Origin of the sequence: Pseudomonas phytophila, assembly GCF_025643095.1 — a bacterium.
GTDB classification, from domain to species: Bacteria; Pseudomonadota; Gammaproteobacteria; order Pseudomonadales; family Pseudomonadaceae; genus Aquipseudomonas; species Aquipseudomonas quasicaspiana.
Window position 1 is genome coordinate 6,284,145 of the sequence record NZ_CP081201.1, and the last position, 15,526, is coordinate 6,299,670.

The 15,526-nt window shown below is 57.3% G+C and carries 15 protein-coding genes; 8 read left to right on the forward strand and 7 right to left on the reverse strand.

Annotation, left to right across the window (positions count from 1 at the left end; all coding sequences use genetic code 11):
• Positions 1-124 precede the first annotated feature (124 nt).
• Entirely contained in the window at positions 125-1,429 is a 1,305-nt protein-coding gene (gene argA / locus K3169_RS28365) for an amino-acid N-acetyltransferase (protein WP_231675381.1), read from the reverse strand.
• Positions 1,430-1,554: 125 nt separating this feature from the next.
• Positions 1,555-2,703, reverse strand: coding sequence for an acetylornithine deacetylase (argE, locus tag K3169_RS28370; protein WP_231675382.1), 1,149 nt, complete (start codon positions 2,701-2,703; stop codon positions 1,555-1,557).
• Positions 2,704-2,907: 204 nt separating this feature from the next.
• On the opposite strand from argE, the gene K3169_RS28375 reads away from it, so the two are divergent.
• Complete coding sequence (locus tag K3169_RS28375) at positions 2,908-3,450, forward strand: hypothetical protein (protein WP_099268380.1); 543 nt, start codon at positions 2,908-2,910, stop codon at positions 3,448-3,450.
• 299 nt (positions 3,451-3,749) lie between these two features.
• Positions 3,750-5,117 carry an inorganic triphosphatase gene (locus tag K3169_RS28380; protein WP_263269205.1) on the forward strand — a complete coding sequence of 456 codons (1,368 nt, stop codon included), beginning with the start codon at positions 3,750-3,752 and terminating at the stop codon, positions 5,115-5,117.
• 165 nt (positions 5,118-5,282) lie between these two features.
• Here the strand turns inward: K3169_RS28380 and K3169_RS28385 are convergent, their stop codons facing one another.
• Genes K3169_RS28385 through K3169_RS28400 form a run of 4 tightly spaced genes read right to left on the reverse strand, consistent with a single transcriptional unit; the run spans position 5,283 to position 8,134 of the window.
• Entirely contained in the window at positions 5,283-6,020 is a 738-nt protein-coding gene (locus K3169_RS28385) for an amino acid ABC transporter ATP-binding protein (protein ID WP_027902696.1), read from the reverse strand.
• Positions 6,007-6,657 (reverse strand): amino acid ABC transporter permease, encoded by a 651-nt coding sequence (locus tag K3169_RS28390; protein ID WP_263272367.1) that lies wholly within the window; start codon positions 6,655-6,657, stop codon positions 6,007-6,009. Before K3169_RS28390 ends, K3169_RS28385 begins: the two co-directional genes overlap by 14 nt.
• Complete coding sequence (locus K3169_RS28395) at positions 6,654-7,319, reverse strand: amino acid ABC transporter permease (RefSeq protein ID WP_095102035.1); 666 nt, start codon at positions 7,317-7,319, stop codon at positions 6,654-6,656. The genes K3169_RS28390 and K3169_RS28395 overlap by 4 nt, the downstream gene beginning before the upstream one ends.
• A 29-nt stretch (positions 7,320-7,348) precedes the next feature.
• On the reverse strand, positions 7,349-8,134 hold the full coding sequence (locus K3169_RS28400) for a transporter substrate-binding domain-containing protein (protein ID WP_099268378.1): 786 nt from the start codon (positions 8,132-8,134) through the stop codon (positions 7,349-7,351).
• 251 nt (positions 8,135-8,385) lie between these two features.
• Here K3169_RS28400 and K3169_RS28405 point away from each other — a divergent pair, with 251 nt between their 5' ends.
• The 5 genes from K3169_RS28405 (at position 8,386) to K3169_RS28425 (ending at position 13,895) form a co-directional block, all read left to right on the forward strand.
• Positions 8,386-9,090 (forward strand): FadR/GntR family transcriptional regulator, encoded by a 705-nt coding sequence (locus K3169_RS28405; RefSeq protein ID WP_027902692.1) that lies wholly within the window; start codon positions 8,386-8,388, stop codon positions 9,088-9,090.
• A gap of 277 nt (positions 9,091-9,367) precedes the next feature.
• On the forward strand, positions 9,368-9,697 hold the full coding sequence (gene trxA / locus K3169_RS28410; protein ID WP_005792406.1) for a thioredoxin TrxA: 330 nt from the start codon (positions 9,368-9,370) through the stop codon (positions 9,695-9,697).
• Positions 9,698-9,929: 232 nt separating this feature from the next.
• Entirely contained in the window at positions 9,930-11,189 is a 1,260-nt protein-coding gene (gene rho, locus K3169_RS28415) for a transcription termination factor Rho (protein WP_024689162.1), read from the forward strand.
• Positions 11,190-11,460: 271 nt separating this feature from the next.
• Entirely contained in the window at positions 11,461-12,927 is a 1,467-nt protein-coding gene (gene ubiD / locus K3169_RS28420) for a 4-hydroxy-3-polyprenylbenzoate decarboxylase (RefSeq protein WP_027898623.1), read from the forward strand.
• Complete coding sequence (locus K3169_RS28425; protein WP_263269208.1) at positions 12,927-13,895, forward strand: CDP-6-deoxy-delta-3,4-glucoseen reductase; 969 nt, start codon at positions 12,927-12,929, stop codon at positions 13,893-13,895. The genes ubiD and K3169_RS28425 overlap by 1 nt, the downstream gene beginning before the upstream one ends.
• Before the next feature lie 11 nt (positions 13,896-13,906).
• On the opposite strand, the gene K3169_RS28430 is transcribed toward K3169_RS28425, so the two are convergent.
• The gene (locus tag K3169_RS28430) at positions 13,907-14,401 is read right to left on the reverse strand and encodes a sn-glycerol-3-phosphate transporter (RefSeq protein ID WP_411567023.1); all 495 of its coding nucleotides are present in this window, start codon (positions 14,399-14,401) and stop codon (positions 13,907-13,909) included.
• A gap of 355 nt (positions 14,402-14,756) precedes the next feature.
• Between K3169_RS28430 and K3169_RS28435 the strand changes: the two genes are divergently transcribed.
• Complete coding sequence (locus tag K3169_RS28435; RefSeq protein ID WP_263269210.1) at positions 14,757-15,431, forward strand: gamma-glutamylcyclotransferase; 675 nt, start codon at positions 14,757-14,759, stop codon at positions 15,429-15,431.
• Positions 15,432-15,526: the final 95 nt, after the last annotated feature.

Here is a 15,526-nt window from a genome sequence, read left to right on the forward strand (position 1 = left end):
CCAATCCCGGTGGGAGCGGATTCATCCGCGAAGGCGGTCTTTCAGGCGAGAGATTTGTACCCGCCTTACTGACCCCTTCGCGAATGAATTCGCTCCCACAGGGTTGATCTGCACTCAATTAGACTTACAACGCCTTCTCGAAAATCTTCGAATTACGCTGGAAGTTATAGAGTGACGCACGGGCAGCAGGCAGGCGATCTACGCTGCTTGGCTCGAAACCGCGCTCGCGGAACCAGTGCGCCGTGCGCGTGGTGAGTACGAACAGTGTCTTCAAGCCCTGTTCACGAGCTCGGGTTTCGATGCGCTCCAGCAACTCATCACCGCGGCCGCCATGGCGGTATTCAGGGTTAACCGCCAAGCAGGCCAGCTCACCTGCTTGGGAGTCAGCAATCGGATACAACGCCGCACAGGCGATGATCAAGCCTTCGCGCTCGACCACGCTGAACTGCTCAATCTCGCGCTCCAGCACTTCACGGGAACGACGCACCAGAATGCCCTGCTCTTCCAGGGGCGTAATCAGATCCATCAAACCGCCGACGTCTTCAATCGCCGCTTCGCGGACCAGTTCGAATTGCTCCTGCGCAACCAACGTACCGCCACCGTCGCGGGTGAACAGCTCGGTGAGCAGCGCTCCATCCTCGACATAGCTGACGATATGGCTACGACCTACGCCACCGCGACAGGCTTCGGCAGCAGCATCCAGCAATTCAGCCTGATAGTTATAGTTGCTGCCAAGACGCAGGATATGCGCCGGGACTTGCTGCGGACGCAGTTCACGTACCAGCCGACCCTGCTCGTCCATCAAGCCGCGCTCTTCACCGAACAGCAGCAACTTGTCGGCGCCCAGATCGATAGCGGCGCGGGTAGCAACGTCTTCGCAGGCGATGTTAAAAATCTCGCCGGTTGGCGAATAACCGATTGGCGACAGCAGCACGATATGGCGCTCGTCCAGCAGGCGGTTGATACCTTTGCGGTCGATCCGACGCACTTCGCCGGTGTGCTGGTAATCCACGCCTTCCCAGACGCCAATGGGCCGTGCGGTGACCAGATTGCCGCTGGTCACGCGCAAGCGCGAGCCCTGCATCGGCGAGGCGGCCATGTCCATGGACAGACGCGCTTCGATGTCGAGGCGCAAGTGGCCAACCGCATCGATGACACAGTCCAGCGTTGCGGCATCCGTCACGCGCAGGTTGCGATGATATTGCGGCGTAAGCCCCCGAGCGGCCAGGCGGCTTTCGATTTGCGGACGTGAGCCGTGAACCAGCACCAGACGCACGCCGAGACTGTGCAGCAGCACCAAGTCGTGGACGATGTTGCCGAAGTTGGGGTGTTCAACGCCGTCACCGGGCAACATCACGACGAAGGTGCGTTCACGGTGGGCATTGATATAAGGAGAAGCGTGGCGAAGCCAATTGACGTATTCGTGCATAACCTGAAGAGCCTGCTGATAAAAGGACGAAAGACAGAAACACTCACAACCGTGTGGTGGTTATCGTCGGAACAAGCATGGCTGCACGCGCACTCTCCTTAATTCTCGCTCTGGCATGACCCGACTCATTGCGGGTTCAGGCAATAATGTTCAATCAACTGGCTTAACAGATGCACTGTAGGCTGCAAACGTGACATTTCAAGATACTCGCCCGGTTGATGCGCACAGGCAATATCCCCAGGGCCCAACACCAGCGTTTCGCATCCCAAACGCTGAAAATAAGCAGCTTCGGTACCGAATGCTACTGCTTCGGCGCGATGCCCGGTGAGACGTTCGGCAACCCGCACCAGTTCTGTATCGGCGGCCTGCTCGAATGGCGGTGCCTCGGGAAACAAAGGCGCGTAGTCGATTTTGACCTGATGCAATTCGGCCAGTGGCTCCAGCTTCTGGCGGATCGCGGCGCGCAGCACGCTGGGGTCCATGCCTGGCAGCGGGCGCAGGTCGAACTCCAGTGAACACTGACCGCAAATCCGGTTCGGGTTGTCCCCGCCGTGGATGCAGCCGAAATTCAGGGTGGGCGTCGGCACGCTGAACTGCGGATTGCGATACTCAAGCTGCCATTGCTTGCGCAGACCTTTGAGCTCGCTGATCGCATCATGCATTGCTTCCAGCGCGCTGTGCCCCAGGCTTGGGTCAGAAGAATGGCCACTGCGCCCGAGAATATCAATGCGCTCCATCATCACGCCTTTATGCAGACGGATCGGCTTGAGGCCCGTTGGCTCGCCGATCACGGCCGCACGACCCAGCGGCCGCCCCGCTTCAGCCAACGCACGAGCGCCTGCCATGGAGCTTTCTTCATCACAGGTAGCGAGGATCAACAGCGGTTGCTTGAACGGTTTATCCAGCAGCGGCTGCACAGCTTCGATGATCAGCGCGAAGAAGCCCTTCATGTCACAACTGCCCAGCCCAACCCAGCGATTATCAACTTCGGTCAGCTTCAGCGGATCAGTTTTCCACAGGGCCTCATCGAATGGCACCGTATCGCTGTGCCCGGCCAACACCAGCCCGCCAGGACCACTGCCAAAACTGGCCAGCAAGTTGAACTTGCCCGGCGAAACCTGCTGGATGTCGCACGCAAAACCCAGATCGCCCAGCCAACCGGCCAGCAAATCAATCACCGCACGGTTGGACTGATCCAGTGACGGCTGGGTGCAGCTCACCGAAGGTGCGGCAATCAACGCGGCGAATTGATCTTTCATGGACGGCAAGGGCATGTGCGATTCCTTTAACGGGAGAGCGTGCCGACCATCATAGGGCTATCGGGCGTTGGGAATAAACCGTTAAGGGCGGTTTGAAAGGGGTAAAAGACGAATCCTCACAATGATGAAGGGCAATTCAACAACGACACGTCGCGTTTTCACTCGGAGCCGTTTCACCCCCATGGGATAAAATCTGCGCTCTGAAGGTTGGCGAGCGTAATGTCTTATTTTTCATCTACGCCGACAGGCGCTGAACGCTACGAACTCTCGCACCTTGAGCCCTTTACTTTTGTGGTCGATAGCAAACTGGCGAAGCGCGACCTGCGGGTTCACGTAACGTTTTCTACTCACTGCTTCAGCAAGGCTTATGATCCCGCGTTGCACGCCAACGGTGAACCCATCATCGATTCGCAGACACAGCGACCGAGATCCTTTTGCCCCATCAGATACGAATTATCCCGCCATTTACGTCCATTGATTGAAAGTCTTGGGCATCCAAAAGCCAAGGTTTGGGAAACTGCAGCAGAGCGCAATTGGTGCTATTCGATTACGGTCGACTCCCCATCCGGCCCTTACTACGTATTTTTTGAAATCCGCCGAGCTAGCCGTGAACGACGTCAGTGGCAGGATTTGAACCTGATAGTAGAAAGCGCTTACCACGGTGATAAGCGAAACGAGGGACCAAAGCTAAAAGGGCCAATCGCCTTTGTCCTGCTGTGCGGCAAGACATATCTGCACCAGCCGACTTCAACACGGCGGTAAAACGAAAAAAGGCGCCAGTTAAGGGCGCCTTTTTCGTATGCGGTAAAGCAGATCCGGACACCACTCTCGACCCGCCTTGCGCGAGTACGGCTTTCGCCGCTGGGAAGCGCTCAATCTCATCCGGTCAGTCGCTTCGAAGACCCAACTCTACTTAAATGCGCCCGCCGAAGCAATATGGACGCGACAAGAGAGCTTAGCGGGCAGCTTAAAGGCCATGTCCTGTACACTGCTCACCCTAAGTAGCCACGCAACAACCGGCTGCACCCCGTTTATCAGTACAAGCGTCTGGATTCCCGGCCATGCAGAAAGAAACAGAAATCAAACTCCGCGTCAGCCGCGAAACCCTCGCTGCACTGCGCGATCACCCGTTGCTGAAGAAGCGTAACAAGAGCGGCTGGGAGAGCGTGGAGCTGTCCAATCAGTATTTCGATACACCAGAGCGCGATTTGGCCAACGCCAAGGTTGCGCTGCGTGTACGTCGTGATGGCGATCAGATCATTCAGACCATGAAGACTCGCGGCCAAAGCGTTGCCGGTTTTTCCGAGCGTAACGAATTCAACTGGGACCTGCCCAAGGCCAAGCTGGATCTGAAAAAGCTCGACGGTGAATGCTGGCCTGAGCAGTTGGCCGATCTGGACAAGAAAACCATCAAGCCGCTATTCACTACCGATTTCGTCCGTGAGCGTGCAGAAATCGCCTGGGGCCGCGGTAAAACCAAGGTGGTGATCGAAGCAGCACTCGATCTTGGTCACGTAGTGGCAGGCAAGCAGAAGGAAGAAATCTGCGAGCTGGAGCTGGAATTGCGCGAAGGCGATCCGTCTGCACTGCTGGAGCTTGCCGCTGAGCTGGCCGTGACCCTGCCACTGATGCCGTGCGACATCAGCAAAGCCGAGCGCGGCTATCGTCTGCTGGACGCCAACAGCTACTCGCTGACGCTGCCTGCTCCGCAGTTCCAAGCCGAAATGCCGCTGGATGACGCTTACGCTGCACTAGCCTTGCATTTGCTGGGCAGCAGCCAGCGTCTGGCCGAGCAGTACCGTTTCAACGGCCACTGGCGCTTGCTTCAGGACTGGGTTGCCTTGCTCACGGAGTTGCGCGCGCTGACGGGCAGCCTCGGCCAGGCAGCACCACGCAGCACCAGCAGCGAACTGCGTTCCTCGCTGGATGCCTTGCTGGAAGACTGGCGTCCGCTGGTTCAAGCGGGCCAGGAAGATGAGGATGTACGTGGCGCAGCTCACGAGCAGTTCCTTGAAGAGCTGCAAGACCCGCGCTGGGGCCTGTTCTCGCTGACCACGTCGCGTTGGTTGCTGGCACGTAGCTGGACGGTTGAACGCAATAACCGTGGCAATCGCCAGGGCGCTGCACAACTGGACAGTTGGTTGCCGCGTTTGCTGGCCGATGAAGCCACGGCATTGCAACTGGGTCGCTATCAGCAGCAACCGGAAGATCTGGCCGAACAACTGCCGCGTATCGAACGCATTCAGGCCTGGCTGCACCACGCCCGTGGCGCACTGGATCTGCCGGAGCTGGATCGTCTGTATGGTGAGCTGAACAAGCTGGTGCACCTCGCTGAACAGCCGATCAGCGATGAAGTGCTGGATGCTCGTGTGCAACAGACCATCGTCGTGTTCCAGAGCCGTGCGTGGAAGACGTTGTTGCGTCTTTAAGCAAGCGCCCCTTAGGACTGGCTTTAGCCGGTCCTACGGGGAAGCGCGGTCTCTGTGGGAGCGAATTCATTCGCGAAGAGGCCCATACATCCAATACATATCTATCGCCTGCCCAACCGTCTTCGCGAATAAATTCGCTCCCACAGGGAATGTGGCGCAGTCGTCTTAAGCCCCCTGCTCCACCGACCCGATAAAATTCGCCAGCTCTGGCGTTCTCGGGTTAGCGAACAGAATCTTCGGATCGCCCACTTCGTGCACCTTGCCCTGGTGCATGAACACCAGTTTGTCGCCCACTTCCCGGGCGAAACGCATTTCGTGGGTCACCATGATCAGCGTCATGCCGTCCTTCGCCAGTTGGCGCACCACGCTCAGCACTTCGTTGACCAATTCCGGGTCCAGCGCCGAGGTGATTTCATCGCAGAGCAAGACCTTCGGCGACATCGCCAGCGCACGAGCAATCGCCACGCGCTGCTGCTGACCACCTGACAGACGATCAGGGAAAGCGTCGAACTTCTCACCCAGCCCGACACGTTCCAGCATCTCTTTGGCAATCTTTCTGGCTTCAGCTTTCGAAACCTTCTTCACTACCTGAGGCGCCAGCATCACATTCTCGCCAACACTCAAATGCGGGAACAGGTTGAACTGCTGGAAGACCATGCCGACTTTCTGCCGCAACGAGCGCAGGTCTGCGCGGGCTGCGTCCAGGTACTCGCCATCGACTTCGATAACGCCGTCGTTGATCGACTCCAACCCGTTCAACGTACGCAGCAGCGTACTTTTACCCGAGCCACTACGGCCGATGATCGCCACGACCTGACCTTCTTCAACCGTCAGATCGATGCCTTTGAGGACGTGGTGGTCGCCGTAGTATTTATGCAGCGCGGAAATTCTAAGCAGAGGCATGCAGTCTCCTTTCCAGGTAACGGGCACTGAGGGACAGGGGATAGCAGAGCATGAAGTAGCCCAGAGCGACGAAGCCATACACCATGAAGGGCTGGAACGTAGCGTTGGCGAGCATGCCGCCGGTTTTGGTCAATTCGGTAAAACCAATGATTGAAGTCACCGCAGTGCCTTTGACGACTTGCACCGAGAACCCGACCGTAGGCGCGACGGCAATACGCAGCGCCTGAGGGAGAATCACGTAACGCAGTTGCTCCAGCGGGGTCATCGCGAGACTGGCAGACGCCTCCCATTGGCCATTGGCGATCGACTCGACACAACCGCGCCAGATCTCAGCCAGGTACGCGCTGGTAAACAGTGTCAAAGCCAGCGCAGCAGCGGCCCAAGGCGAAATATCCAAGCCCATTAAAGCCACACCGAAAAAAACCAGGAATAACTGCATCAGCAGCGGCGTACCCTGGAACAGCTCGATGTAGACCTTGGCAATAACTCTTGGCGCATTAAGTTTGGCAATGCGCATGCACATGACCAGTAGCCCAATCGCACCGCCACCAATGAATGCCACCAGCGAAAGGGCCAGCGTCCACTGCAAACCGGTGAGCAGGTTGCGCACAATATCCCAAAGGGTGAAATCCATCAGCCTTTCCTCGAAATGTAGCGACGACCGATCCAGGCCAGAAGCTGGCGAACCATCAGCGCCATAAAGAGGTAAATCAGCGTCGTGACGATGTACGTCTCGAAGGCGCGGAAATTACGTGACTGAATGAAGTTGGCGAAGAAGCTCAACTCCTCGGTGGCAATCTGCGAACAGACTGCCGAACCGAGCATCACGATAATGATCTGGCTGCTCAGTGCCGGCCAGACCTTCCCCAGCGCTGGAATCAATACGACGTAGCGGAACGCCTCGAAGCGAGTCATCGCCAACGCGGCGGCGGCTTCAAGCTGACCTTTGGGAATCGCCTGGATGCCTGCGCGGATAATCTCCGTCGAGTAAGCACCCAGATTGATCACCATCGCCAGAATCGCGGCCTGCCATTCGGAAATCTGCAGGCCCAGAGACGGCAGCCCGAAGAAGATAAAGAACAATTGCACCAGGAATGGCGTGTTGCGTATCAGCTCAACGTAGACCCCGAAAATCGCAGAGAACGGCTGAATCTTCCAGGCCCGCACGATGGCGCCGATGATACCCAGACCCACCCCGAGCACAGTGCCAATGGCAGTCAACTCCAGGGTGAACAGCGCCCCGCGCAGTAGCAGATCGGCGTTCTGCATGACCGGTACAAAGTCAAAGTTGTAAGCCATTGGCAGCCTCCGAAATCAGTGAGCAGCTATCAGAGGTCAGCGGGCAGAGGCTGCTTGAGCCAGGTCTGGGAGTTCTTCTCCAGTGCGCCGTCTTTTTTGGCGGCATCAATGATTTCGTTGACCTTCGCCAGCAACGTCGCCTCACCTTTGTTCACGCCGACGTAGACCGGCGAATCCTTGAGTTTCACTTTCAGCTCAGGGATGCGCTTCGGGTTCTTCTCGCTGATCGCAACCATCACCACGTTGCCGCTGGCGATGAGGTCAGTCTGACCAGCCAGATAGGCCGCAATCGTGGAGTTGTTGTCTTCGAAGCGCTTAATGGTCGCTTCTTTCGGTGCAACAGCAGTCAGCTCGATGTCTTCGATAGCGCCACGGGTCACGCTGATGGTTTTTCCTTTCAGATCGTCCAGGCCTTTGATCGACGCTTCAGGTGGACCGAATACGGCCAGGTAGAAAGGCGCGTAGGCCTTGGAGAAGTCGATGACTTTTTCGCGGTCAGGGTTCTTGCCAAGACTGGAGATCACCAGATCCACTTTGCCAGTGGTCAGGTACGGGATACGGTTGGTGCTGTTGACCGGTGTCAGTTCCAGCTTGACCTTGAGCTGGTCAGCGATCAGCTTCGCGGTGTCGATGTCCAGACCACGCGGTTTCATGTCCGGGCCCACCGAGCCAAACGGCGGGAAGTCTTGCGGGACGGCAACTTTCAACGTGCCGCGTTTCACGACGTCGTCCAGACCATCGGCGTGGGCTGGTGCCTGGCTGAGCATGAGGCTGGCAAACAGGGCAGTAAGCAGAGCGCTGTAACGCTTGGTCATAGGAAGACTCCGTGAAGGACGAAAGGTGTTTGTCCGATCCTCAGTGCACAGCCCATGCCATCCGTTGATTCGGAGCCATAAACCAAGGCGTCGCGGCTTTTTTCGGCCTGACTGGTCTGACCAGTAAGACCTTGTCACGCCCCGCTTTGGAGCGCCGATAAGCCCGACCGCCCTAGGCTTGGGCGTCGCTTGCCGGAATGCACGGATGGTTATAAAAGGGACTTTTCGCGGACTGACTGGCCTGAACAGTGATGCCCCATAGCCCACTTGCCGTACCCGAATCAGCCCTGAGAGCGATCCGCAAATTGATCGTCGAGCAAGGCTATATGCCGGGTGACAGCCTGCCCTCGCAGCGTGATCTCGCCGCGTTGCTGGGCGTCAGTCGTGCATCCTTGCGCGAAGCGTTGTCGTCGCTCAGCGCACTTGGCGTGATCAGCGTGCAGCCAGGCAAAGGCGTCTTTGTTCAGGCTATTTCTGAACCAGAAAAGCGCACAGGTGGTTTTTCCTGGCCTTTCGATAAACACGTTTCACCGGCCGATACGTTTCAGTTGCGTTATGCGCTGGAAGGCTTTGCTGCAGGGCTGGCCGCGGTGACCCTAACCGCCGATGAGCGTGACGTCCTGGAAGACAACGTCGAAGCCATGCGACTGGAACTGCGCGCCGGGGATTTCGAAGCCGCCTCGCGACTGGATTTCGAGTTTCATCGACACATACTGATCGCCAGCGGCAACCAGGCCATGCTCGGCATTATCACGGCGGGAGCCGATATCTTCCTTGAGAGCCAGAAGATGCCTTTCATCCGCCCCTCAAGAGCCATGGAGACCTGGCAGGAGCACCGCAAGATCCTCCGCGCCCTCGTCCGCCACTCCTCAGGCCCCGCGCAAAAGGCCATGCACGAGCACATTCGTAATGCGGCGCTACGAACCGGGATCGTGTTTGTTTCGCCAGCGAGCTAGGGCGTCAATCCGCAGCCAACACACGTATCTGTAGGAGCTGCCGAAGGCTGCGAAGCGTTCATTCTGATACATCGCCATCGCAGCCTTCGGCAGCTCCTACAAATTGCATTGAGGCTGAAGTTTCACGTTGATTGAAGATCGGCCTCACTAAAAACCTCCCCCCTATAACCAGATTCATGGACGTCTATAGCCAGACTCAATCAAAGCCGACTTCCTGAACGGGGCAAGGCCCGCTATGATGGGCCACGATTTTTAGCCTACTAACTCGGAGAACTCCATGAGTAGCGACCTTATCAAGCATGTCAGCGACGCCAGCTTTGAAGCCGACGTCCTCAAGGCTGACGGTGCTGTACTAGTTGATTACTGGGCTGAGTGGTGTGGCCCGTGCAAAATGATTGCCCCGGTTCTGGACGAAATCGCCGAAACCTACAAAGGCAAGCTGACTATCGCCAAGCTGAACATTGACGAAAATCAGGAAACCCCGGCCAAGCATGGCGTGCGTGGTATCCCGACGCTGATGCTGTTCAAGAATGGCAACGTCGAAGCCACCAAAGTAGGTGCGCTGTCGAAGTCTCAGTTGGCAGCGTTCCTCGACGCTAACATCTGATGTATCAAAGCCCTGCAAATTGCGGGGCTTTTTTTCTGGCGTCATACTAGACGTCTCGAAAATCAAGTGGTACATTCGGCCCCGCAACGGCTTCTCCGTTGCCCCCTGCTAGCCGTCGCCGACGCTCTCCTTTCGATTTAGTACGCGATCCTGTCGCCTTCTCTGCGGCGCGGCCTCATTAAGCCCAAAAAGCTTAATTTTTCCCCTCCCTACATGATTACGTCATTCCCCTATGAATCTGACTGAACTCAAGCAAAAGCCGATTACCGATCTGCTCGAAATGGCCGAACAGATGGGCATAGAAAATATGGCCCGTTCGCGCAAGCAGGATGTGATTTTCTCCCTGCTGAAAAAGCACGCCAAAAGCGGCGAGGAAATTTCCGGTGATGGCGTGCTGGAGATCCTCCAGGACGGCTTCGGTTTCCTGCGCTCTGCAGACGCTTCCTATCTCGCCGGCCCGGACGATATCTATGTCTCGCCGAGCCAGATCCGCCGCTTCAACCTGCGTACTGGCGACACCATCGTTGGCAAGATCCGTCCACCGAAAGAAGGCGAACGTTACTTCGCACTGCTCAAGGTCGACACGATCAACTACGACCGTCCGGAAAACGCGAAGAACAAAATCCTCTTCGAAAACCTGACGCCGTTGTTCCCTAACGTGCGCATGAAGATGGAAGCCGGTAACGGTTCCACCGAAGACCTCACTGGCCGTGTGATCGACTTGTGCGCACCGATCGGTAAAGGCCAGCGCGGCCTGATCGTTGCTCCGCCAAAAGCGGGCAAGACCATCATGCTGCAGAACATCGCGTCGAACATCACGCGTAACAACCCGGAAGTGCATCTGATCGTTCTGCTGATCGATGAACGTCCGGAAGAAGTAACCGAAATGCAGCGCACCGTGCGCGGCGAAGTGGTTGCCTCGACGTTCGACGAACCACCAACCCGTCACGTACAGGTTGCTGAAATGGTGATCGAGAAGGCCAAGCGCCTTGTCGAACACAAAAAAGACGTGGTGATCCTGCTCGACTCCATCACCCGTCTGGCTCGTGCCTACAACACCGTGATTCCTAGCTCCGGCAAGGTACTGACCGGTGGTGTCGATGCCCACGCTCTGGAGAAACCGAAACGTTTCTTCGGCGCAGCACGGAACATCGAAGAAGGCGGCTCGCTGACCATCATCGCCACCGCGCTGGTTGAAACCGGCTCGAAGATGGACGAAGTGATCTACGAAGAATTCAAAGGCACCGGCAACATGGAGCTGCCTCTGGATCGCAAGATCGCTGAGAAGCGTGTGTTCCCGGCCATCAACATCAACCGCTCCGGCACCCGCCGCGAAGAGTTGCTGACGGCCGATGACGAGCTGCAACGTATGTGGATCCTGCGCAAACTGCTGCACCCGATGGACGAAGTCGCTGCTATCGAGTTCCTGATCGACAAGCTGAAGCAGACCAAGACCAACGACGAGTTCTTCCTGTCGATGAAACGCAAGTAACAGGCAGAACGCAGCACAAAAAATGGCGCCCTCACCGGCGCCATTTTTTATTCTGAAATAGCGCGAAATCCCTGTGGGAGCGAGGCTTGCCCGCGATGAGAGTGCCGCGGTTTTTACCTGGAATCGAGTCCAGCCTCATCGCGGGCAAGCCTCGCTCCCACAGGAATGCATTACCAGAATTGGTATTAGCGACCCAATCCCGATACTTCAAAGCTGCCACGAACTCTAAGAGCAGGTACGATACGAACCTATTTTATCGGTGGCCGGGTTAATGAAATTCAAGGATCTACGGGATTTCGTGCAGCAGCTTGAGCAGCGCGGAGAGTTGAAACGCATTCAGATGCCGATTTCCCCAGTGTTGGAAATGACCGAAATCTGCGATCGGACCTTGCGCGCCAAGGGCCCGGCTCTGCTGTTCGAAAAGCCGGTGGGCTTTGACATCCCGGTGCTGGGCAACCTGTTCGGCACGCCAGAACGCGTCGCCATGGGCATGGGCGCTGAAGAAGTCAGCGAACTGCGGGAGATCGGCAAACTGCTGGCATTCCTCAAAGAGCCCGAGCCTCCCAAGGGTTTGAAAGACGCTTGGTCCAAGCTGCCGATCTTCAAAAAAGTCATCTCCATGGCCCCCAAGGTTGTCAAAGACGCCCCTTGCCAGGAGATCGTCATTGAAGGCGACGATGTGGATCTGGGCATGCTACCCGTTCAGACCTGCTGGCCTGGCGACGTTGGCCCGCTGATCACCTGGGGCCTGACCGTGACTCGCGGTCCGAATAAAGAACGGCAGAATCTGGGCATTTATCGCCAACAGGTCATCGGCCGCAACAAAGTCATCATGCGCTGGTTGAGCCATCGTGGCGGCGCGCTGGACTTCAAGGAATGGTGTCTCAAGCATCCTGGCGAGCCATTCCCGGTGTCCGTTGCGCTGGGTGCAGATCCGGCGACGATTCTCGGCGCTGTGACGCCGGTGCCGGACAGCCTCTCCGAATATGCCTTCGCAGGCTTGCTGCGGGGCAATCGCACAGAGCTGATCAAGTGCCGTGGCAATAACCTGCAAGTGCCCGCCAGCGCGGAAATCGTTCTGGAAGGCGTGATTCATCCCGGCGAAATGGCCGATGAAGGCCCGTACGGCGACCACACCGGCTATTACAACGAAGTCGATAGCTTCCCAGTGTTCACCGTCGAGCGCATCACTCATCGTATCAAGCCGATTTATCACAGCACTTACACCGGCCGTCCACCTGATGAGCCGGCGATTCTTGGCGTTGCATTGAACGAAGTGTTCGTGCCGATCCTCCAAAAGCAGTTCCCGGAAATCACCGACTTCTATTTGCCGCCCGAAGGCTGCTCGTACCGTATGGCGGTGGTGACCATGAAGAAGCAGTACCCTGGCCACGCAAAGCGCGTAATGCTCGGCGTGTGGTCGTTTTTGCGACAGTTCATGTACACCAAGTTCGTTATCGTCACCGACGACGATATCAATGCTCGGGACTGGAACGACGTGATCTGGGCCATTACCACGCGCATGGACCCCAAGCGCGACACGGTAATGATCGAAAACACGCCGATTGATTATCTGGATTTCGCCTCACCGGTTTCCGGACTGGGTTCGAAAATGGGGCTGGATGCAACGCATAAATGGCCAGGCGAAACTACACGTGAGTGGGGTCGGGTGATCGTCAAGGACGAAGCCACGACTCGCCGGGTCGACGAAATCTGGAATCAGTTGGGAATAGATTGATGCGCGTGACTTTGCAGCCTTCGGGTGCAGTGCTGGAAACCTTGCCCGGTGAGCGGATTCTCGATGCCGCGCAACGTTTGGGTTACGAATGCCCGCAAAGCTGTCGCAACGGCAACTGCCATGTGTGCTCGGCGCTGCTGGTCCAGGGCCGCGTGAGACAGGCCGACGACGAGCTGACCCACGGCGAGATCTATACCTGCCTCGCAGAACCGCTGGAAGACTGCGAAGTGCTGTGGGACGGCGTGCTCGCTCTCGGTGAGCTGCCCGTTCGCACATTCGCCTGCCAGTTAAGCGAGTGTGTTGAAGTCGGTGGCGATGTCTGGCGGGTAGGCTTGCGCGCCCCGGCTGGCAAGCCACCGCGTTATCACGCCGGTCAGTACTTGATGATCCACAAGGACAGCGGCGAGAAATCGGCGTTCTCTCTGGCGTCCGCTCCCCACAGCGGTCGCGATCTGGAAATGCATGTACTGGTCCGCGAAGCCAGCGCGCAAAGCCTGATCGAACAACTGCAACGCGATCAGATGGCTCGCGTCGAACTGCCATTTGGTGACACGCACCTGGCCGATCTGCCTGATGGCCCGCTGGTATTGATCGCCGCCGGTACCGGCATGGCGCAGATGCACAGCCTAATCGAACACTGCCGCGCCAAAGGCTTCGCTCACCCGGTGCACCTGTACTGGGGCGCGCGTCGTCCGGATGACTTCTACGAGATCAAGCATTGGGAAGAGTGGAAGAAGCTGCCTAATCTGTTTCTGCACAAAGTGGTCAGCGACCTGTGTGGTTGGGAAGGACGCTGCGGCATGCTCCATGAAGCCGTCTGCGAAGACATTGACGATCTCTCGGCAGTACACGTCTACGCCAGCGGCTCACCGGCCATGATCTACGCGACCCTCGACGCCCTCGTCAGCGCCGGAATGGACGCACACCAAATGCGCGCTGACGTATTCGCCTACGCGCCACGGCCCTGATCAGGGCGCCGTCAAAAACGAAAACCGACGTTAAGCATCGCAGCGGAAGCCCCCAACAGGACGGCTTCCGCGACAACAGACTCCAGGTTGATTCCCACTCCAGGAATAATTACAGGCGCTACGCCGTATCGATTCAGCGGAATCTTGTCTCGGTATTCGCCCCGATAGCCATGCAACAGCCCACCCGTGATTTTCAGGTACACCGCGGGAAACCGGCTGCTGTTAAAGCGTTTACCCACATAGCCGTAAACGGAACGCTGCGCGAATGAGTTGCGAAAAGTGGCGCCGCCATAGACCAGCCCTGATGGCTCGTTGTGCTCAAGGCCGATAAGGTTTTGGCGGTTGTTATGCTCCGGCGAGGGCGAGAAATGCCTCGTGTACACACTGGTCTGCACGACCCAAAAACCTTCCCTGTCCGACTCTGCCTGTACATCAGCCTTTGCTTGCAGGGCCCCAGCGCCCAGCGCTAAAAGCCACATCACCTTTATAACCGCATCTACTTTCATGGCCGGATGTACTGCTTATGACTTTGAGGCTGGGCGTTATACGACTCGAGTGGTTGACTCTGTAAGCGGAATGATCCCAATGTCATGTAGGAATCATCCTTAAATTAAACGTGACCAATACACGTCGTTCATCGGGAAGATTCCGCAAATCCGTTAGGGGTTAACTTGCATGGATTGCTAATTGCATTGTTTTTTTAATTAAATAGATGCAACTGTTTCAGCCGTGAAACGTGATCGCCCGTCGGCCTGGTCATCAAGCCGGGGCTCACGTCATCGATTTATCCAAGCTCGCGTTGCAGCGCGTCACTCACTCAGATCCGCTACAACTGGCAGCGTACAGGCCAGGGGAGCCCGAATGGAGAATCAAATCAACAGCTTGTCAGCGGCCGTTCACGACGGTCTGGGGCTGACGTATCCACCCATCATCGATCTGGGTCCGCAACTGACCCGCGAGCAATTGATGCTCTCGATGAAAAAAACCATGCAGCGCCATGAAGGTGGACCCGTGTGGCTGTTCGCATACGGGTCATTAATCTGGCGGCCCGAGTGCACAGCTGTGGAGCGCCAACGCGGGCGTATTCATGGTTACCATCGCGGTTTGTACCTGTGGTCGCACGAGCATCGGGGAACACCGGAAATGCCCGGCCTGGTGTTTGGCCTGGATCGCGGCGGCTCATGCAGCGGCTTTGCTTACCGCTTGCCGGAAGACAATCTTGAAGAATCGCTGCTTGCCCTGTGGCAGCGAGAAATGCCCTTCCCTTCCTATCGCCCACATTGGCTCAGTTGCCGCCTTGCTGACGGCCGACGGGTTCAAGCGCTCGGATTTGTGCTAGAGCGACATCTACCCAGTTACGCAGGCAATTTGCCGGACAGCGTACTCAGTCAGGTGCTGGCCAGCGCTAGCGGCCGCTACGGCACCACGCGCGACTACGTCGAACAAACCGCCAATGCGCTGCGCATTCACGCCATGCCGGATCTGAATCTGGAGGCCCGGTTGAAGCGGTGCTGGGTTGAGGAGCAGAGGGTGTGACAAACACCGAACCTGCCGTGGGGAATGTGGGAGCCGGGCTTGCCCGCGATAAGGTTGGACGCGGTTCACTTTAGATCGCGTCGCCTCTATCGCGG